At 72.3% G+C, this 17,710-nt stretch carries 21 protein-coding genes and 1 pseudogene; 16 read left to right on the top strand and 6 right to left on the bottom strand.

The genetic code is table 11. The annotated features are described in order from the left end of the window. Nucleotides 1-7 precede the first annotated feature (7 nt). The gene (locus ABEB28_RS03555; RefSeq protein WP_345726484.1) at nt 8-952 is read right to left on the bottom strand and encodes a helix-turn-helix domain-containing protein; all 945 of its coding nucleotides are present in this window, start codon (nt 950-952) and stop codon (nt 8-10) included. A gap of 100 nt (nt 953-1,052) precedes the next feature. Here ABEB28_RS03555 and ABEB28_RS03550 point away from each other — a divergent pair, with 100 nt between their 5' ends. Continuing rightward, nucleotides 1,053-2,081 carry a saccharopine dehydrogenase family protein gene (locus ABEB28_RS03550; RefSeq protein ID WP_345726483.1) on the top strand — a complete coding sequence of 343 codons (1,029 nt, stop codon included), beginning with the start codon at nt 1,053-1,055 and terminating at the stop codon, nt 2,079-2,081. 49 nt (nt 2,082-2,130) lie between these two features. Next, nucleotides 2,131-2,622, top strand: a complete 492-nt coding sequence (locus ABEB28_RS03545) for a type II toxin-antitoxin system RatA family toxin (RefSeq protein WP_345726482.1) — start codon at nt 2,131-2,133, stop codon at nt 2,620-2,622. A gap of 14 nt (nt 2,623-2,636) precedes the next feature. Here ABEB28_RS03545 and ABEB28_RS03540 read toward each other — a convergent pair whose 3' ends face one another. After that, a complete protein-coding gene (locus ABEB28_RS03540; protein WP_345726481.1) occupies nt 2,637-2,801 on the bottom strand; it encodes a DUF1059 domain-containing protein in 165 nt (54 codons plus the stop codon). Nucleotides 2,802-2,859: 58 nt separating this feature from the next. Here ABEB28_RS03540 and ABEB28_RS03535 point away from each other — a divergent pair, with 58 nt between their 5' ends. Together ABEB28_RS03535 and ABEB28_RS03530 are read left to right on the top strand one after the other, a co-directional pair. Further along, on the top strand, nt 2,860-3,621 hold the full coding sequence (locus ABEB28_RS03535) for an AfsR/SARP family transcriptional regulator (protein ID WP_345726480.1): 762 nt from the start codon (nt 2,860-2,862) through the stop codon (nt 3,619-3,621). A gap of 110 nt (nt 3,622-3,731) precedes the next feature. Then, nucleotides 3,732-4,790: a class I SAM-dependent methyltransferase gene (locus tag ABEB28_RS03530; protein WP_345726479.1), complete on the top strand. Its 1,059-nt coding sequence runs from the start codon at nt 3,732-3,734 to the stop codon at nt 4,788-4,790. A 6-nt stretch (nt 4,791-4,796) separates the two neighbouring features. Here ABEB28_RS03530 and ABEB28_RS03525 read toward each other — a convergent pair whose 3' ends face one another. Further along, a complete protein-coding gene (locus ABEB28_RS03525; RefSeq protein WP_345726478.1) occupies nt 4,797-5,231 on the bottom strand; it encodes a nuclear transport factor 2 family protein in 435 nt (144 codons plus the stop codon). A gap of 66 nt (nt 5,232-5,297) precedes the next feature. Between ABEB28_RS03525 and ABEB28_RS03520 the strand changes: the two genes are divergently transcribed. Beyond that, on the top strand, nt 5,298-6,074 hold the full coding sequence (locus tag ABEB28_RS03520) for an SDR family NAD(P)-dependent oxidoreductase (protein WP_345726477.1): 777 nt from the start codon (nt 5,298-5,300) through the stop codon (nt 6,072-6,074). A 14-nt stretch (nt 6,075-6,088) separates the two neighbouring features. Here the strand turns inward: ABEB28_RS03520 and ABEB28_RS03515 are convergent, their stop codons facing one another. Next, nucleotides 6,089-7,690 carry a flavin-containing monooxygenase gene (locus ABEB28_RS03515; RefSeq protein ID WP_345726476.1) on the bottom strand — a complete coding sequence of 534 codons (1,602 nt, stop codon included), beginning with the start codon at nt 7,688-7,690 and terminating at the stop codon, nt 6,089-6,091. Nucleotides 7,691-7,777: 87 nt separating this feature from the next. Here ABEB28_RS03515 and ABEB28_RS03510 point away from each other — a divergent pair, with 87 nt between their 5' ends. From ABEB28_RS03510 to ABEB28_RS03480, 7 genes and pseudogenes are all read left to right on the top strand, one after another. Then, complete coding sequence (locus ABEB28_RS03510) at nt 7,778-8,011, top strand: hypothetical protein (RefSeq protein ID WP_345726475.1); 234 nt, start codon at nt 7,778-7,780, stop codon at nt 8,009-8,011. A 93-nt stretch (nt 8,012-8,104) separates the two neighbouring features. Then, nucleotides 8,105-8,338 (top strand): hypothetical protein, encoded by a 234-nt coding sequence (locus tag ABEB28_RS03505; RefSeq protein ID WP_345726474.1) that lies wholly within the window; start codon nt 8,105-8,107, stop codon nt 8,336-8,338. Nucleotides 8,339-8,542: 204 nt separating this feature from the next. Beyond that, a pseudogene (locus tag ABEB28_RS03500) lies at nt 8,543-8,692 on the top strand (TetR/AcrR family transcriptional regulator); the annotation flags it as partial. 98 nt (nt 8,693-8,790) lie between these two features. Continuing rightward, nucleotides 8,791-9,738 (top strand): GlxA family transcriptional regulator, encoded by a 948-nt coding sequence (locus tag ABEB28_RS03495; RefSeq protein WP_345726473.1) that lies wholly within the window; start codon nt 8,791-8,793, stop codon nt 9,736-9,738. 16 nt (nt 9,739-9,754) lie between these two features. Beyond that, the gene (locus ABEB28_RS03490) at nt 9,755-10,399 is read left to right on the top strand and encodes a DJ-1/PfpI family protein (RefSeq protein ID WP_345726472.1); all 645 of its coding nucleotides are present in this window, start codon (nt 9,755-9,757) and stop codon (nt 10,397-10,399) included. An 18-nt stretch (nt 10,400-10,417) separates the two neighbouring features. After that, nucleotides 10,418-11,572, top strand: coding sequence for a sensor histidine kinase (locus ABEB28_RS03485; RefSeq protein ID WP_345726471.1), 1,155 nt, complete (start codon nt 10,418-10,420; stop codon nt 11,570-11,572). After that, nucleotides 11,569-12,231, top strand: coding sequence for a response regulator transcription factor (locus ABEB28_RS03480; protein ID WP_345726470.1), 663 nt, complete (start codon nt 11,569-11,571; stop codon nt 12,229-12,231). Before ABEB28_RS03485 ends, ABEB28_RS03480 begins: the two co-directional genes overlap by 4 nt. Here ABEB28_RS03480 and ABEB28_RS03475 read toward each other — a convergent pair. Beyond that, nucleotides 12,176-12,562 (bottom strand): DUF6223 family protein, encoded by a 387-nt coding sequence (locus ABEB28_RS03475; RefSeq protein WP_345726469.1) that lies wholly within the window; start codon nt 12,560-12,562, stop codon nt 12,176-12,178. The genes ABEB28_RS03480 and ABEB28_RS03475 overlap by 56 nt on opposite strands. Nucleotides 12,563-12,838: 276 nt before the next feature. Between ABEB28_RS03475 and ABEB28_RS03470 the strand changes: the two genes are divergently transcribed. From ABEB28_RS03470 to ABEB28_RS03460, 3 genes are all read left to right on the top strand, one after another. Beyond that, on the top strand, nt 12,839-13,111 hold the full coding sequence (locus ABEB28_RS03470; RefSeq protein WP_345726468.1) for a hypothetical protein: 273 nt from the start codon (nt 12,839-12,841) through the stop codon (nt 13,109-13,111). A 125-nt stretch (nt 13,112-13,236) separates the two neighbouring features. Continuing rightward, the gene (locus tag ABEB28_RS03465; protein ID WP_345726467.1) at nt 13,237-14,181 is read left to right on the top strand and encodes a glycosyltransferase family 2 protein; all 945 of its coding nucleotides are present in this window, start codon (nt 13,237-13,239) and stop codon (nt 14,179-14,181) included. Next, the gene (locus ABEB28_RS03460; protein WP_345726466.1) at nt 14,178-15,686 is read left to right on the top strand and encodes an O-antigen ligase family protein; all 1,509 of its coding nucleotides are present in this window, start codon (nt 14,178-14,180) and stop codon (nt 15,684-15,686) included. The genes ABEB28_RS03465 and ABEB28_RS03460 overlap by 4 nt, the downstream gene beginning before the upstream one ends. Here ABEB28_RS03460 and ABEB28_RS03455 read toward each other — a convergent pair. After that, on the bottom strand, nt 15,599-16,453 hold the full coding sequence (locus tag ABEB28_RS03455; RefSeq protein ID WP_345726465.1) for a helix-turn-helix domain-containing protein: 855 nt from the start codon (nt 16,451-16,453) through the stop codon (nt 15,599-15,601). The genes ABEB28_RS03460 and ABEB28_RS03455 overlap by 88 nt on opposite strands. 133 nt (nt 16,454-16,586) lie before the next feature. On the opposite strand from ABEB28_RS03455, the gene ABEB28_RS03450 reads away from it, so the two are divergent. Further along, entirely contained in the window at nt 16,587-17,684 is a 1,098-nt protein-coding gene (locus ABEB28_RS03450) for an NAD(P)/FAD-dependent oxidoreductase (protein ID WP_345726464.1), read from the top strand. Nucleotides 17,685-17,710: the final 26 nt, after the last annotated feature.

Below are 17,710 nucleotides of genomic sequence, written 5' to 3'. Positions count from 1 at the left end.
GGAGGCCTCAGCGGGTCCGTGAGCGGAACGTGCGGCGGTAGGCGTCCGGGGGCACACCGACCGTGCGGTTGAAGTGCCGGCGCAGCGTCGTAGCGGTGCCCATGCCGGTGGCCGCCGCGATCGTCTCGACGCTGTCGTCGGTCTTCTCCAGCAGTTCCTGGGCGTGGCGGATCCGCTGGGTGAGCAGCCACTGCAGCGGGGTGGTGCCGGTCACCGCGGAGAAGTGGCGACCCAGGTGACGTGAGCTCATGCCGGCCTGGCGGGCCAGGTCCTCCACGGTCAACGGCTCGGCGAGCCGTTCGAGGGCCCACGGGAACAGGGCGGCGAGCGGGTGGTCGTCCTGGGCGGGCACCGGGGTGGTGACGAACTGGGCCTGCCCGCCGGCCCGGTGCGGCGGGACGACCAAGCGGCGGGCGACCACGTTGGCGATCGACGAACCGCGGTCGAGGCGGACCAGGTGCAGGCAGAGGTCCATCGCGGCGGCCTTGCCCGCGGAGGTGAGCACGCTGCCGTTGTCGACGTAGAGCACGTCCGGGTCGACCTCGACGAGCGGGTAGCGAGCGGCCAACTCCTCGGTGTGAGCCCAGTGGGTGGTGGCCCGCTTCCCGTCGAGCAGGCCGGCGGCGGCCAGCACGAACGCGCCCGTGCAGAGAGAGGCCACGCGCGCGCCCGCCTCGTGCGCCGCCCGCACCGCGTCGACCAGGTCGGCGGGCGGGTCCACGTCGACGTCGGCCCAGCCCGGGACGATCACGGTGTCGGCGTGCCGGAGGCGGTCGAGCCCGCCGTCGGGCTCCAGCCGGAAACGACCGACCCGGACGCCGACCGGTCCGCAGACGGTGACGTCGTACCAGGGCACCGTCACCGCGTCCGGGACGCCGGCGAACACCTCGTGAGCCAGGGAAAGCTCGAAGTGCAGCATCCCCTCGGTGACGGCCAGCGCAACGCTCTCCATGTCCGGAACTGTACGGGACTTGTCGTTCCGGACACTCACGGTGTGGCGCTCGTTCTCGTCAGGATGGTCCCAGCGGAACAGTCGAGCGCAGGAGAGAACCATGGGTTCGGGGCAGATGGTGGCGGTCTTCGGCGCGTACGGGCACACCGGTCGGTTCGTCGTGGCGGAGTTGCGGGAGCGTGGGTTCGTCCCGGTGCTCTCCGGCCGCAACGCGGAGGCGCTGCGCGCGCTGGCGTCCGAGTCGGGCTTCGAGGCGCGGCCGGCGTCGGTCGACGATCCGGGCTCGCTCGACCGGGCGCTGGCCGGTGTCTCGGCCGTGGTCAACACCGCCGGGCCGTTCGCGACGACCGCCGGCCCGGTGATCGAGGCGGCCTTGCGCGCGGGGATTCCCTACGTCGACGTGGCGGCCGAGATCGAGGCCAACGCCGACACGTTCGCGCACTACTCGGAGCGCGCTCGGGCCGCCGGAGCGACGATCGTCCCCGCGATGGCGTTCTTCGGCGGTCTCGGCGACCTGTTGGCCACCGCGGCGATGGGCGACTGGACGGCGGCCGACGAAGCGCACGTCGCGTACGGGCTGAGCAGCTGGCACCCCACCGGCGGGACGCGCGCCGCGGGCGCGGTCTCCCGGCAGCGCCGGGACGGCCGACGCGTCCGCTACGCGAACGGGCGCCTGGAGTACCGCGTCGACGACGCGCCCACCCTGAAGTGGCGCTTTCCGGAGCCGCTCGGCCTTCGGGAGGTGATCGGGGAGTTCACGATGGCGGACGTCGTCACGATCCCCAGCCACCTGTCGATCCCCGACGTGAGCACCCACATGGCGATCGAGGCGGCCCGCGACCTGTCGGCCCCGGACACCCCGGCGCCGGCCGCGGTCGACGAGCGGGGGCGGTCCGACCAGACCTTCCTGGTCGACGTCGTCGTGCGCGCCGGCGGCAGTGAGCGGCGCGCGGTGGCGAGCGGCCAGGACATCTACGCGATCACCGCGCCGCTCGTCGGAGAGGCCGTCGACCGCATCCTCACCGGACGGACCAGGGCGGTCGGCGTCGTCTCCGCCGGGCAGATCTTCGACGCGGCCGACTTCCTCCGCGCACTCTCCCCGCACCTCTCGCTGGACCTCCGTCGGTAGCGCCGCGGAACCACTTCCCATCGGTGTGCGCCGGGCGGAGGATGGACGGGTGCCGGTCGTCGAAGCGTCGATCACGGTCCCGGTGACCCCGGACCTCGCCTTCGCGGTGTCCCAGACCACCGCGCCGATCCGCTACCGGTGGGATCCGTTCGTCCGCAGGCAGCACTTCGTCGACGGCGCCACCGTGCCGGGCAAAGGGGTGCGGACGTACACCCGGTCCCGGCACGGCCTCCGGATGGTCAGCGAGTACGTCTCGTTCGTCCCGCCGACGCACGTCGGGATGACGATGGTGCGCGGTCCGTGGTTCTTCGAGCGGTTCGCCGGCGGCTGGCGGTTCGCACCGGCCGCAGAGTCCGGCCACACCGTCGCGACCTGGCGGTACAGCTTCCGCTGCCGACCGGCGGCGCTCCGTCCGCTCGCCCACCGGATCGGGGTGTGGGTGCTCGGCCGGGACATCCGCAGGCGGATCGCCGGCTACGCGGCCGGCTGCACCGATCCGGTCGTCCTCGCCGCGGCCCGTGAGCAGCTGACCGACCGCTGAGGCCACCGCGGCGCTCAGTCCGGGATCAGTTCGATCCAGTCCCGAATGTCGTCCGCGGTCTCCGTGCCGGCCAGCTCGGGATGATCGACGGTAAGGTGGGCGAGGACCAGGTCGATCACCGCGTCGTCGGTGTCACCGCGTGCCGTGTAGCCGCATTCGCATCGAACCTGACGAGTCATCGAGGCTCCCTTCCGGCAGTAATCTCAGGTCTAGCGCCGATGCGTCGAGGTGGGCAACGTGGCCGGGTCAGCGGAGTCGGTGAGCTGCACTCGGGTGCAGCTGTGCGGCACGTTCGCGGTGGAGCTGCACGGTCGGCGGGTCGACCACCTGCTGCCGGGTCGGCAGGGCCGGCTGCTGTTCGGTTATCTGGCCCAGTCCCGGCGTCAACAGGTGTCCCGGGACGTGCTGATCGACGCCCTCTGGGGCGGCTCACCGCCGCGGGCGGCGTCGAGCGCCCTGAGCGTTCTGATCTCGAAGGTCCGCGCGGTGGTCGGACCGGAGGTTCTGCGCGGCCGCGCGATGGTGTCGGTGACGCTGCCCGAACCAGCGCGCGTCGACGTCGAGGTGGCCACCACCGCGCTGCACACCGCCGAGTCGGCGGTCGCCCGCGGTGACTGGCGGCGGGCCTGGGTGGCGTCGCTGCCCGCCCAGTTCGTGACCCGCCGCCGGTTCCTGCCGGAGACCGACGCGCCGTGGGCGGAGTCGTGGCGCCGCCGCCTCACCGAGATGCACGCCCGCGCGCTCGAGGCCTACGCCACGGCGTGCCTGGAACTGGGAGGCGCGGAACTGGCGGGAGCCGAGCGGGCCGCCCGCGAACTGCTCGACGTCGCGCCGTTGCGGGAGACCGGGCATCTGCTGCTGATGCGCACCTTGGCAGCCAGGGGGAACGTCGCGGAGGCGATCGCCGCCTACGAGTACCTGCGGGTGCTGCTGCGCGAGGAGCTCGGCGTCAACCCGTGCCGCGCCGTGCAGGACGCCCATGCCGAGCTGCTCGGCTGACCAGGACACCAAGGTTCCTCCAACGTTGCGACCCGGCTCGCGTCAACGACGGTCCAACGTGGCCGTCGCAGGCTGGGGCATCCCATCGGGCTGCACTCCCAGGAGGACGCATGACCACCATCGACGACACTCGGCTCGCCGAGCTGCTCGGCCGCTTCGTCAACGACCTCGGCGCGACCATGTCGGCCGGCAACGTGCTCATCGGGGACGAGCTGGGTCTCTATCGGGCACTCGCGGAGGCGGGCCCGCTCACCGCCGCTGAGCTGGCCCAGTACACCGACACCGCCGAGCGGTACGTCCGGGAGTGGCTGCCCGGTCAGGCCGCGGGCCACTACATCACTTACGACGCCGACAGCGGGCGGTACTCGCTCAGCCCGGAACAAGCGTTGGCCTTCGCCGATCCGGACGGGCTGGGCCTACCCGGAGCATTCCTGCTCGCGGTGTCGAGCCTGGCCGACGAGCCGAAGATCCTGGACGCGTTCCGCACCGGCCGGGGGGTCCCCTGGGGCGAACACCACCCCGGAGTGTTCACCGGGTGCGAACGGTTCTTCCGCCCGGGATACGCGGCGAACCTGCTCAGCAGCTGGGTTCCCGCCGTCGACGGGTTGGACGAGCGGCTGAGGGCCGGCGTCGCGGTCGCGGACGTCGGGTGCGGGCTGGGGGCGTCGACCCGCATCCTGGCGAGCGCCTACCCCGCCTCGTCCGTGCGGGGGTTCGACTCGCACCCGGAGTCCGTCGAACTCGCCCGTAAGGCGACGTCCGAGGCCAGCCTGGACGGCCGGTGCGATTTCGACGTGGCGCGGGCGCAGGACTTCCCCGGGAGCGAGTACGGGCTGGTGGCCACGTTCGACTGCCTGCACGACATGGGCGACCCGGTCGGGGCCGCGGCGCACATCCGGTCGGTGCTGTCCGACGACGGTGTCTGGCTGATCGTCGAGCCGTTCGCCGGCGACTCGGTCGCGGAGAACCTGACGCCGGTCGGCCGCGTCTACTACTCGGCCTCCACGTTCCTGTGCGTGCCGCATGCCGTCTCCGAAGGTGCCGCCGACGCGCTGGGCAACCAGGCCGGCGAGGCCGGTGTCGAAACCGTCGTGCGGGCGGCCGGTTTCCGCACGTTCCGCCGGGTGGCCGAGACGCCGTTCAACCTCGTCTACGAGGCCCGTCGTTGACGCTGGTCAGACGTTCAGCACGGCGCGGTTGCCGTCGCGGAAGAACATCCGGGCCACCCGGCTCCGGATCCGCCAGCCGGCGCCGGTGCGCACCAGTTCGTCGGCGTAGTGCGCGGCGAACGCGAGCCGATCGCCGCCCGGCGCGCCCCGGCGGATCAGCGTCGCGTACGCGTAGCTGCGGCTGGTGGCGGCGTCGCCGGACACCTGGACCGTGCAGTTGCCGATGAGGTGCTGGGTCGCGGTGAGGTGTTCGTGCGCCGCCCGCATGAAGGCGACCACCACGTCGGCCGAGCGCAGCGGCTCGGGCAGGCCGTAGTCCGCGACGACGTCGGCGGTGAAGACGCCGGTGGCCAGCGCGTCGTAGTCCTGCGTGTCGATCGCCCAGGCGTAGGCATGCAGGACCTCGGCGACGTCGAGCCGATCGGTCGACGAGACGGTCACGTTTCCTCCCCAGCAGGTGCAGACGACTATATAATTTATACGGGATACTGCGAAGGGACTGGGTGGATGAGCGACCGGTTGACCGGCAAGGTGGCCGTGGTGACGGGCGCGGCGAGCGGGATCGGGCGGGCCGTCACCGAGCGGTTCGTGGCCGAGGGTGCGCGGGTCGTGGCCGGTGACATCAACGAGGCCGGCCTGGCGGCCCTCGCCGAGGAGGTCGGCTCCGTCGTCGTACAGCGCTGCGACGTCACGGTCGAGGACGACGTCGCGGCGCTGGTCGCGCTGGCCGGTACGCGGTTCGGGCGGCTGGACGTCGTCGTGGCCAACGCCGGCGGCGGCACGTTCTCGGAGGTCGCCGACCACGACTACGGCGAGTGGCGACGGGTCGTCGAGCTCTGTCTGAACGGCGTGTTCCTCACCGTGAAGCACGGCGGACAGGTGCTGCGCGACGGCGGTGCCGGCGGCTCGATCCTCACGGTGGCCAGCCTGAACGCGATCCAACCCGGCCGCGGGATGTCCGCGTACTGCGCGGCCAAAGCCGGTGTCGTGGCGCTGACCGAGGTCGCGGCACTGGAACTCGGCCCTGCGAACGTGCGGGTGAACGCGATCGCGCCCGGCCTGGTCCGCACGCCGCTGACCGAGGGCCTGTGGCCGGACTCCGGCATCCTGCACGGCTATCTGGAGAACACGCCGCTGGGCCGTGCCGCCGCGCCGTCGGAGGTGGCGAGCCTCGCGGTATTCCTCGCGTCAGACGAGGCGTCGTTCATCAGCGGCGGACTGCACACGATCGACGGCGGCGCGCACACCCGGCGTTACCCCGACATGATCACGCAGACCGGCTGAGCGCCGGCGAGGGCTCACCCGAGCCGGAACCCGCGGTACCCGGCGCCCGCGACCTCGTCGCAGGCCCGGCGGAACGTGTGCAGGCCTGCGACGTACGGCATGAACTGCCGAGGCTTGCCCTCGATGTTCGCGCCGAGATACCAGGAGTCCGCCCGCGGGTAGAGCGTGAAGTCGGCGAAGTACGTGACCTGCGCGGTCCACTCCTCCTGGGCCTGCGTCTCCGCCTCGATCCTGGTCGCGCCGCGGACCCGCAGGTACTCCAGGCAGTCGGCGATCCAGTCGACGTGCTGCTCGATCGAGCGGATGACGTTGGTGAGCACCGACGGGCTCCCCGGCCCGGTGATCGTGAACAGGTTGGGGAAGCCCGCCACCGCGACACCCAGCAGGGTTTGCGGACCGTCAGCCCAGTGCTCGGCCAGCGCCCGCCCGTCGGTGCCCCGCAGGCCGAGCCCGGTCAGCGGTCCGGTGATCGCGTCGTAGCCGGTCGCGAAGACCAGGACGTCCAGCTCGTGCAGGCGTCCCGCCGTGACGACGCCGGTCTCGACGACCTGCTCGATCGGGGTGACGCGGAGGTCGACGAGCGTGACGTCCAGCCGGTTGTACGTCGCGTAGTAGTCGGTGTCCAAGCAGATCCGCTTGGTGCCGATCGGGTAGCTCGTGGGCTGGAGCGCCGCCGCCGTCTCGGGGTCGGTGACGATCTGCCGGATCTTGTCCCGGACGAACTCGGCGAGCGTGTCGTTCGCGACCGGATCGAGGAGCAGGTCGTTGTAGGTGCTCAGGATCTCCATCCCGCCCGAGGCCCACTTGCGCTCGTAGCGCGCGCTGCGGGCGTCCGGAGGGTCGGCCAGCGCGCTGCGGTCAGGGGGTGGCATGTAGTACCCGCCGGACGTGCTCAGCGCTTGCTGGACCGCATCGGCGTAGGACTGCTGGGCGCTCCGCAGCTCGCGGCCGGAGAGCGGGCGGTTGCGGGCGGGCACGCTGTAGTGCGGGGTGCGCTGGAAGACGGTCAGGTGGTCGGCCGACTCGGCGATCCGCGGGATGAGCTGGATCCCGGAGGAGCCGGTGCCGACGACGCCCGCCCGGGCGCCCGTGAAGTCGACGCCGTCCCGCGGCCATCGTCCGGTGTGCGCGATCCGCCCGGCGAAGCGGTCGAGGCCGGGCAACGAGGGTGTCCGCACGGCCGAGAGACAGCCGACGGCGGTGATCAGGAACCGGCAGCGGATCTCGTCGCCGCGGTCGGTCCGGACCGTCCAGCGGTCGGTGGACGAATCGAAGTCCGCGCCGGTGACGCGGGTGTCGAACGTGATCAGCGGCAACAGATCGAAGCGCTCGGCGACGTGCTCGGCGTACCGGAGGATCTCCGGCTGGCCGGCGTACCGCTCCGTCCAGGTCCACTCCGCGTGCAGTTCGGGGGAGAAGAGGTAGCAGTAGTCGATGCTGTCGACGTCGCACCGCGCGCCGGGGTAGCGATTCCAGTACCAGGTGCCGCCGACGCCGGAGCCTGCCTCGACGGCGTGCACGTCGTAGCCGAGGCCGCGCAGCTTGTGCAGCGCGTACAGGCCGGCGAACCCGGCACCGATCACCACGACGTCGTGGTTATCGCATGTCTCTGCCATTTTCATATTGTATATAACGAGCGCCGTCGTATCACCCGCTTCGCCCACTGCTCTGTGTCAGGGACCGGGACGAGCATGGGGGAGTCGATGGAGCACACCGAGAGGCTGGATGTCGTCCGTCTCGCGGCGAAGTACCACGAGGCGTTGGGGCGGATCGAGACCGCCGGCCAGCTGAGCGCCGTACTCCGGCTCGGCCGTGAGCTGTCGGCGACGTTGCCCGCGGAGCAGGCCGCGTTGTTCGGCCGGCTCGTCGCCGAGCGTCGCTCCGCCGGTGCTGTTCTTCCTCGTCCCCGGAGCCCTCGGGACGACACCGGAGCTTGATCGATCCGCCACGATTCGTCGGTGTCGCGGTGATTCGGTCGCGGGTGGCCGGGCACTGAAGAGGTACCGCAACCCCTGAGGGAGGAGTCGACGATGACTAGCGGCGCCGAGACGGGTCAGGTCACCGGAACGAAGGACAAGGACTACAACATCATCTGGTTCACCGAAGCGTGCCTGAGCAACGCGCTGCGGCTGGAGTCCTACATCCAGGATGCGGACCGCGACGGGGACAGCGAGCTCGCGGAGTTCTTCCGCCGGGCGCAGGCGGAGAGCCGGAAGGGCGCCGAGCAGGGCAAGCAGCTGCTGGCGCGTCGTCTGAAGGCCTGACCGAACCGTTCGAAGTCGGCCGGGTCGCCCACCGGAGAGCTCGTGGGCGGCCCGGCCGCTCGTCGCCGGGAGGGCGCTACCGCCTGTTCAGTCGGGCGCTGATCATGGCCGCCCACCGCCCGGAGGTGCGCGAACGCATCCTCGCCGCGACCCGGGAGCTGATCGAGGGTCCGCTCGCCGGCCGTCTGTCCGGGAACGACAGGCAGCTCCCGGGCTCGCCTCCTCGCCGCTCACGTCTCCGGGCTGATGATCTCGTACTGGGTGCTCGACGATCCGGTGCTCGCCGCGAGCGGCCGCGGCAGCGTCGTCGCCCGGTCTGGACGTGCGCTCCAGCGTCTGATCGACCCTGACTGACCGCCGTCGATCCGCGGCGCCGGGCGCCGCCGGGCGATGGCAGAAAAGGTGGGATGGAGGACATTGCTGCCGCCGGGGGCAGCCGCCAGGCTGAGGGCATGTCCGCTCGACACGTGCTGGTCGTGCTGTTCGACGGGGTGCAGAGCCTCGACGTCACCGGCCCTGCCGAGGTGTTCACCGGCGCCACCCAGCATCCGGACGTCCGGTCCGGCTACCAGGTGACCACCGCCAGCATCGGCGGTGGTCCGATCCGCACGTCCAGCGGCCTCACGCTCGTCCCCGACTCCGACCTCGACGAGACGCCGCCGCCCGACACGTTGGTCGTCCCCGGCGGAGAGGGCACGCGCAGCATCGACCCGGCGATCGTCGACTGGCTCCGGCAGCGGGCGCCGGACGCGCGGCGGGTGGCGTCGGTGTGCACCGGCGCGCTCCTGCTCGCCGACGCCGGGCTGCTCAAGGGCCGCCGAGCGACCACCCACTGGAACGTCTGCGCGACCCTCGCCCGGCGCCACCCCGACGTGGACGTCGATCCGGAGCCGATCTTCGTGCGGGACGGCCCGATCGCGACCTCGGCCGGCGTGACCGCCGGGATCGACCTGGCGCTGGCGCTGGTCGAGGAGGACCTCGGCCGTGAGGTGGCGCTCGCGGTCGCCAGGCACCTGGTGATGTTCCTGCGCAGGCCGGGCAACCAGGCCCAGTTCAGTGCCCAGCTCTCGGCTCAGCTGGCGGTCCGTGTTCCGCTGCGCGAGCTGCAGCGGTGGATCGTCGACCACCCGCAGGAGGACCTCAGCGTTCCCGTGCTGGCCCGGCGGGCGAACCTCTCACCCCGCCAGTTCGCGCGCACGTTCACCGCAGAGGTCGGCCAGACGCCCGGCCGCTACGTCGACGCGGTGCGTCTGGAGACCGCTCGTCGCCTCCTGGAGGACAGCGGCGAGGGAGTCGAGCAGGTCGCGCGCCGCAGTGGCTACGGCACCGCCGAGGCGATGCGCCGAGCTTTCGTCCGCTCCCTGGGTGTCTCGCCCGGGGATTACCGCCGCCGGTTCTGACCCTCGAGGAGTTCTCGTGCAGATCGCCATCCTGCTCTTCCCCCGGCTCACCGCGTTGGACGTGGTCGGCCCCTACGAGGTGCTCAGCCGGGTGCCGGGCGCCGAGGTCGTCTTCGTCGGCGAGCAGCTAGGGCCGGTGCGCACCGAGACCGGCCGCCTCGCGCTTACCGTCGACGCCGTGATCTCCGACGTTCCCCGCCCGGACGTCGTCGTGGTGCCCGGTGGGCCGGGGCAGACCGACCACATGGCCGACGGGCCAGTGCAGGAGTGGCTGCGTGCCGTCGACGCGACCAGTACCTGGACCACCTCCGTCTGCACCGGATCGTTGATCCTGGGCGCCCTCGGGCTGCTCACCGGGCGGCGGGCCACCACCCACTGGCTCGCCGTCGACCAGCTCGCCGCTTTCGGCGCGGTCCCGGTCTCCGAACGTGTGGTCACCGACGGCAAGTACGTCACCGCCGCCGGTGTCTCGTCCGGCATCGACATGGCGCTGACCTTGGTCGGGCAGCTCGCCGGTGACGTCGTGGCGCAAGCCGTCCAGCTCGGCATCGAGTACGACCCGCAGGCCCCCTACGACGCGGGCTCGCCGGGGCGGGCGCCCGCCGAGGTCGTGGCGTTGCTCCGGGAGATGCGCTCGCTCGTCCTCACCGGTAAGCCATGAGTCACTAGTCTCGGGTACATGAGGCACGGCCGGGTGGCGAATATGGGCCTGATGCTCGCCGTGGGCTCGGTGGCCGTCCTCGGCCTGCTGGTGCAGACCCGAGGGCCCTACAACGAGGTGGACCTCGACACCGCCGCGGAGTGGGCGGCGCTGCTGGCCGTGCTGGTCTCCACCGGCGCGCTCTACTTCCGCCGTCGGTATCCGGTCGCGGTGGGCGTGGTGGCGCTCGCGGCGGTCGCGGCGTACGGGCTGCTGCTCGATCGGCCCGGGCCGATCATGCTGGTGTTCGTCGTCGCGCTCTACACCGTCGTCGACGAGGGGCATCTCGCGCTCGCGATCGGACTCGGTATCGGCTCGGTGATCGCTTTCGCCGTCGCCGACAGCGCGAACCGCACCGCCGAGAGCGTGAACGGGGCGACGCTGCTGCACGCCGGTTGGCTCGTCGCCGTCATCGTCGGCGTCACCCGCAACCGCCGGGCCTACCTCGCCGAAGCACAGGCGCGGGTGCTCGCGGCCGAGCAGAGCAAGGAGGAGGAGGCCCGGCGCCGGGCCACCGAGGAACGGCTGCGCATCGCCCGCGAGCTGCACGACGCGCTGGGTCACCACCTGTCGCTGATCAACGTGCAGGCCAGCGCCGCGCTGCACCGCCCGGACGCCGCCCGGTCCGAGCAGGCGCTCACCGTGATCAAACAGGCGAGCAAGGAAACTCTGCGGGAGCTACGCACCACGATCGGGATCTTGCGGGACCAGAACGAGGCGCCGCCCGAGCCCGCGCCCGGGCTCAACCGCCTCTACGAGCTGGTCACGACGGCCGGGCGGTCCGGCCTGGAGGTCCGCACCGAACTGGCCGAGACCCGACCGCTGCCGCCCGACGTCGACCTGGCGGCGTACCGGATCGTCCAGGAAGCGCTCACCAACGTGTCCCGGCACGCCGAGGCGACGGTGGCGGTGATCCGGGTCCGGCCCGATCGTGACGACGTAGTGGTGGAGGTCGAGGACGACGGCACCGGCGACGCGGGCCCGCCCGGCAACGGCATTCGCGGCATGGGGGAGCGGGCCCGATCGCTGGGCGGTTCGCTGACCACCGGTCCCGGACCGGACGGCGGGTTCCGGGTCGTGGCCCGCCTGCCGGTGCCCGCGCCGGTAGCGGCGGCGGCGGGGGACGCGCGGTGATCCGGATCCTGCTCGCCGACGACCAGAACCTGGTCCGTGCCGGGTTCCGGTCCATTCTCGAAGGCGAGGACGGTATCGCGGTGGTCGGCGAGGCCGCCGACGGTGCCGAGGCCGTCCGGCTCACCCTCCGGACGCGGCCGGACGTCGTCCTGATGGACATCCGGATGCCCGGGCTGGACGGTCTGGCGGCGACCCGGGAGATCGCCGCCCGCTCCGAGGCCCGGGTACTCATCCTCACCACGTTCGACCTGGACGACTACGTGTACGGCGCGCTCCGGGCCGGTGCGAGCGGCTTCCTGGTCAAGGACACCGAGCCGGCGGAGCTCATCCACGCCGTGCGCGTGATCGCGCGCGGGGACGCACTGATCGCGCCGGCGATCACCCGGAGGCTGATCGGCGAGTTCACGGCCCGGGCCCGGCATCCCGACCCGGGGCCGCGGCTGCGCGCGTTGACCGAGCGCGAGCGCGAGGTGTTGGTGCTGGTCGCCGAGGGCCTCTCCAACGACCAGATCGCCGCGCGGCTGGTGCTGAGCCCGGCTACCGCGAAGACGCACGTCAGCCGCATCATGACCAAGACGGGGGTACGGGACCGGGCTCAGCTGGTCATCCTCGCGTACGAATCCGGTCTGACGGTTCCCGGCTGGCTCGCCGGCTCCTGACCTGCGCCAGCCCGCCGAGGGCCACCGCGATCGCTCCGACGACCAGGGCCACGACACCGCCGCCCAGCCCGTTACCGGTGCCGAGACCACCGTCCGCAGTGGCCACGACCACCCCACCGGCGACGATGCCGATCAGACCGAGCACCGGGGCCACGGTGGCCGCGCGACGCCACCGCTGATCGCCGGAGCGGATGAGCGCGAGTACACCGAGGACCACACCGATCAACGCGATCAGACCGGCCGCGCTGGCGGTGAGGCGACCGGCGCTCATCGTGGTGACGTCCGCACTGAGCAGGTACATCGGGTTCTCCTTCGGTTGCACGACGGGCACTGGCCGGAGCGTAGGTACCGGCCTGGCGGGTAGGCGTCGTGCCGAAGTTGCGACCGTCGTACCACCGCGGGGGTACGACGCCGGTGCGTCGTACCCCCGGAGTTGGCGGCAGGCCGTGCGCAGTTACGCAGGCTCCAGCAGCTGAAAATGCACACGCACTAGGGACAGACCCTGAGCGGGAACCCGGGGACAACCCAGCGGATCCCCGGAGGCGGCCGGCGCTCCAGAGGTCCATGCTGAGGTCGGATCGCCCACCACGACATCGGAGTGATCGAGATGCGAAGCCAGCTCCTCTCCGCCCGGGCCGCCGCCTTGTTCGCCAGCGACCTGCCCACCGGCTCCCGGCCGGGCAACCTCACCGTCCGCGCCACGATCGCGGCTACCGTCCGCGCCCGCGGGGGTACGCGCGGCTGCGTGGCCGCGATGGCCACCGCCTTCGGCGACTACCCGGAGACCGCAGCGCCGCGCATGCGCTGGGCGCTCGAAGTGCTGACGGGCGCCGACGACGTGCCCCGTCGGGTACCCCGGCGCGAGCTGCTCGCCGCCTGACGCTCTCCGATCTCCGAGTCGTGCCGGGCACCTCCTGTCCAGCCACTCTTCACTTGGAGCCCGCTTGACGGTGGTGGCGACGCCCTCTTCACCACCGAGGGTGTGTCCTCGTGCAGAGTCCCCAGGTGAGTGTCGTCATCCCCACCCGCAGGCGGCCCGAGCTCGTGCTGCGCGCGGTCCGCACCGCGTTGGCGCAGACGCTGCGGGGAATCGAGGTCGTCGTCGTCATCGACGGTCCGGACGCCGCGACCCGGCAGGCGCTCGCCGACTGCGGCGACCCGCGGGTCCGCGTGGTCGAGCTGGACGAGTCCCACGGCGCGCCGGCCGCGCGTAACGTCGGCGTCCAGCACGCGACGGCCGCCTGGACCGCGTTCCTCGACGACGACGACGAGTGGCTGCCGGAGAAGCTCTCCACCCAGCTCGCGCTGGCCGAGCAATCGCCCTACGCGCTGCCGGTGGTCGTCAGCCGGCTGTACATGCGCACGCCGCGCGCCGACGTGGTGCTTCCGCGCCGTCTTCCGGAGACCGGCGAGGCGCTGAGCGAGTACCTCGCGGTCCGCCGTGGGCTCTTCCACGGCGACGGGTTCATCCAGACCTCGACGATCATGGCGCCGACCGAGCTCCTCCGCCGGGTTCCGTTCACCGACGGGTTACGGCGGCTCCAGGAACTCGACTGGAGCCTGCGGTGCCTGCAGCTCCCCGACGTCGGACTGGTCTACGCCGACCAGCCGCTGGTCATCTGGCACGCGGACGAGAACCGCGCGCGGGTGAGCACCGACGCGCCGTGGCGGGAGTCGATCGAGTGGCTCAAGGAGAGCAGGCAGCGCGTCACGCCCCGCGCCTACGCGGCGCTGGCCACGAGCGTCGTCGCGTCGATGGCCGCGACCAGCCGGAGCCCGCGGGTCTTCTTCGGTCTGCTCCGGGAGGCGCACCGGCACGGCAGGCCCGGGGTGACCGACTACGTGACGTACGCCCAGGTGTGGCTGGTGCCGCCGAGCTTCCGGCGGATCGTCCGCGACCGGGCGATCGGCCGCCGACCGGTGGCGAGCGCCGCGGCCACCACTCCATGACCGGACTCGCCTCTGCGCGGGGCGTCGGGGCATCGATCGGCGCCGTCGTCGTCGCGGCCGCCGCGGTGGTCGAGTACGTGCGCACCGATCACCTGGGGGAGGCCGCCGAGGCGTCGGTCGCGGCGCTGCTCGCGGTGGCGGTGGTGTGGCTGGCCGTCACACTGCCCGGGAGCACGCCGCGGGGCGCGGCGATCGGGGGCGCGTTCGTCCTGGCCGGGATCCTCACCTGGACCTCCACCGATCGGCCGATCGTCATCTGGGGGGCGCTGGCGATCGCCGGCCTCGCGTTCGCGGTGTGGGGCCGGCCGTGGATCTCCGGCCTGCGGTCGTTGCCTGGCCTGGGCGCCGCCTGGACCGGCTTGTCCTACTGGCTACTGGGTATCGTCGGCGCGCTCCTCGTCGGCCACCTGACCGTGGGCGTGCAGCGCCTCGCCTACGCCGGTGTGTTCACGCTGGCCGCGCTCGCGGTGGTCGCGTTCGTCCGCTCGACCGGCCGGGACCCCAGCGTCGGCGTCGCCGCGGCCGTCCTCGTCGGCATCGCGGCCCTGCTGCTGGCCGGCTCGGGAAGCGTGTTCGACACCGTCCGCGAGGCGCCGGCGGGATCCGGCCAGCTGATGCGTGACCGCTTCTGGGGCGGCCTGGACCTGTTCTACCACCCGAACTCGCTGGCCGGCCTGGGCGTCGTCGCCGCGATCCGGATCGGCCTCGACCGGGCGTTCGCCACCTGGCAGCGGCTGGCGGTCACCGGCCTGGCCGGTCTTCTGCTGACGCTGAGCGACTCCCGGACCGGGATCGTCTTCGCCGCCGCGGCCGCGCTGCTGCACGCCGTTCTGGTGTTACGGCGACGCCGGCCCGACCTACCGGACTACCGGCGCAGGTGGGCGGCGATGGCCACCCCGTTCGTGATCCTCGCGCTGGTCCTCGTCTTCACCGGCGGCTACGTCAACCTGACGCGGGACCGGCTGAACACCGCGGCCACCCCGAACAGCACCCGGATCGACGCCGCGACCAGTGGCCGCACCGACACCTGGCGGCAGGTCCTGACCGACTGGCAGGACGCCGGCGTCGCGGAGAAGTTGTTCGGCGACGCCACCACCTCCCGCGCGGTCGTGACCCGCACGGACGACGGGGCACCGGTGGACGGACCGCGGCGTCAGCTGAACACCGACAACGCGGCGGTCGGCGCATTCCGCCGCGGTGGTGTGCTCGGCGCGGTGGCGTTCCTGGTCGGCGTGGGGCTGCTGGTGGCCCACGCGGTACGGCGGCGGCGCGACGGCACGGCACCGGCCGCGTGGTTCACCGTCGCCGTCGCCGCGATCCTGCCCACGATCGCCACCGAGGACTGGGTACTGGGCGGAACAAACGGGGCGATCTGGATCCTGCTCCTTGCCGGCGAGGCGTTCCTGGTCGCCCGCGGTCAGCCGACGACGAGGTGGAGGGGCTGGGAGCGGTCGACCACGAGACGGTCGAGCGCCGCGGCGGTGGCGTCGTCGGCGGGCAGCTGAACGATCAGCTGCAGCTGATCGTCGGCGGGGAGGTCGAGCACCTCGTACGCGAGCCGGAGCGGCCCCACCTCGGGATGGGCGAGCCGAACGATGCCGGTGGACTTCGCGAACCCGGGAACGTTGGCGACCCGCTGGGTGAACGCGTCCCCCGCCGTGACGGTCAGCTCGTCGACCAGGGCGGCCATGTGCGGATCCCCCGTGAACGGGCCGTGCTTGAGCGTGGCGACCTGCTCGTCGGCGACGTGCTCCCAGTCCGGGTAGGCGTCCCGGGCCCGGGGATCGGTGAAGACGAACCGCGCCAGGTTCGGTGCGGCGGCGTCCAGCAGGCCGATCGGGCCGACCAGCCGCGCGTACGTCGCGGTGTGCGCGACGACGTCACCGAGCTCGTTGACGAGCACGGCCGGAGTGCCCTCGAAACGCTGGAGCAAGGCCTGCACGGTCGGGCGCACGGTGCGGGCCGGAGCGGCGCCGCCGCGGCAGTTGAACCCTGGATCGGCCGCCTTGGTGAGCGTGTACAGGTGGGTTCGTTCCCCGGTGGTCAGCCGTAGCGCGTCGGCGAGGGCGGACAGGATCTGCGGGGACGGGTGGCGATCGCGCCCCTGTTCCAGCCGCGTCACGTACTCGACGCTCACGCCGGCCAGCGCCGCGACCTCGGAGCGACGCAGGCCAGGAGCGCGTCGCCGCGGCCCGGCGGGCAGCCCCACCTGCGCCGGAGTGATTGCTTCCCGTCGGGTTCGGAGGAACAAGCCGAGCTCGTTGTCGCTCACCCGTCGAACATAACAACGCTTTCGGACCGGAGGGTGTCCCTCCTGCTACCACCCTCAGCCCGGCCTCCCTGCTGGCCTTCCGCGCGACGACTCTCGACCTCGCCCGAGTTCTCGGATCGCTGAGGAGCACATCATGAGTCGCACAGTCGTCGTGGTCGGTGGAGGTTACGGAGGCGCGGCGGTCGCCAAGGGCCTGGAGACCGAGGCCGACGTCGTCCTCGTCGATCCCCGGGAGGCCTTCGTCAACGTGGCCGGGTCGCTGCGGGCACTGACGCAGCCGGACTGGGCCGCCAACATCTTCTTCCCCTACGCCACGCTGCTCGAGCAGGGAACGGTGCTCCGCGACCGGGCGGTCTCGGCGGACCCGCGCGGCGTCACGCTCGCGTCCGGCCGGCGGGTCGACGCGGACTACCTCGTGCTGGCCACCGGCTCCAGCTACGCGTACCCCGCCAAGCCGCGTACCGACTCCATCGAGGGCGCACTGGAGGACCTGCGCCGCACCCACAAGGAGGTGCGGAACGCCGAGCGGGTGCTGATCGTGGGCGCCGGGCCGGTCGGTCTGGAGCTGGCCGGCGAGATCAAGGAGGTCTGGCCGGAGAAGCAGGTGACGGTCGTCGACACCGCCGAGCAGCTGCTGCCCGGCTTCGAGCCGGAGTTGCGGGAGGACCTGCACCGCCAGCTCGACGACCTCGGCGTCGAGCTGCGGCTGGGCACCGGACTGACCGCGCTGCCCGCCACCGAACCGGGTCGGGCCGCACCGTTCGCGGTGACCACCACGGACGGCGCCACGATCAGCGCCGACGTGTGGTTCCCCGCGCACGGGGTGCAGGTCAACAGCGGCTATCTCACCGACGGCCTGCTCACCGCGCTCACCGCCCAGGGGCAGGTCCCGGTCACCGAGACGCTCCAGGTCCGCGGGCACGAGCACGTCTACGCGATCGGTGACCTCACCGACGTCGCCGAGGCCAAGATGGCCGCGTTCGCGATGCAGCACGCCGAGGTCGTCGCCGCGAACATCGGCGCTGCACTCCGCGGCGAGAGCCCCGCCACCACCTACGAGCCGTTGCCGCACCGGATGATCCTGCTGCCGCTCGGGCCCCGCCGCGGCGTCGGCCAGCTGCCCGGCCCCGACGGCCCCAGCGTCGTCCCGGTGGCGACGGTCTCCGAGTACAAGGGTGAGGACCTGCTCACCGGCCACCTCGTCGGGCAGCTCGGCCCGACCGCCGCCTGAACCGTCCCGCTCCCGAGACCGACTTC

This window comes from Cryptosporangium minutisporangium, from assembly GCF_039536245.1.
GTDB classification, from domain to species: Bacteria; Actinomycetota; Actinomycetes; order Mycobacteriales; family Cryptosporangiaceae; genus Cryptosporangium; species Cryptosporangium minutisporangium.
This window is presented reverse-complemented; position numbering and strand designations above follow the sequence as displayed.

Coding starts and splice junctions, on each gene's coding strand:
- ABEB28_RS03515 (WP_345726476.1), bottom strand. CDS start 7,690: ATGGCAGAGACATGCGATAACCACGACGTCGTGGTGATCGGTGCCGGG.
- ABEB28_RS03505 (WP_345726474.1), top strand. CDS start 8,105: ATGACTAGCGGCGCCGAGACGGGTCAGGTCACCGGAACGAAGGACAAG.
- ABEB28_RS03550 (WP_345726483.1), top strand. CDS start 1,053: ATGGGTTCGGGGCAGATGGTGGCGGTCTTCGGCGCGTACGGGCACACC.
- ABEB28_RS03520 (WP_345726477.1), top strand. CDS start 5,298: ATGAGCGACCGGTTGACCGGCAAGGTGGCCGTGGTGACGGGCGCGGCG.
- ABEB28_RS03540 (WP_345726481.1), bottom strand. CDS start 2,801: ATGACTCGTCAGGTTCGATGCGAATGCGGCTACACGGCACGCGGTGAC.
- ABEB28_RS03460 (WP_345726466.1), top strand. CDS start 14,178: ATGACCGGACTCGCCTCTGCGCGGGGCGTCGGGGCATCGATCGGCGCC.
- ABEB28_RS03530 (WP_345726479.1), top strand. CDS start 3,732: ATGACCACCATCGACGACACTCGGCTCGCCGAGCTGCTCGGCCGCTTC.
- ABEB28_RS03510 (WP_345726475.1), top strand. CDS start 7,778: ATGGAGCACACCGAGAGGCTGGATGTCGTCCGTCTCGCGGCGAAGTAC.
- ABEB28_RS03450 (WP_345726464.1), top strand. CDS start 16,587: ATGAGTCGCACAGTCGTCGTGGTCGGTGGAGGTTACGGAGGCGCGGCG.
- ABEB28_RS03485 (WP_345726471.1), top strand. CDS start 10,418: ATGAGGCACGGCCGGGTGGCGAATATGGGCCTGATGCTCGCCGTGGGC.
- ABEB28_RS03470 (WP_345726468.1), top strand. CDS start 12,839: ATGCGAAGCCAGCTCCTCTCCGCCCGGGCCGCCGCCTTGTTCGCCAGC.
- ABEB28_RS03495 (WP_345726473.1), top strand. CDS start 8,791: ATGTCCGCTCGACACGTGCTGGTCGTGCTGTTCGACGGGGTGCAGAGC.
- ABEB28_RS03555 (WP_345726484.1), bottom strand. CDS start 952: ATGGAGAGCGTTGCGCTGGCCGTCACCGAGGGGATGCTGCACTTCGAG.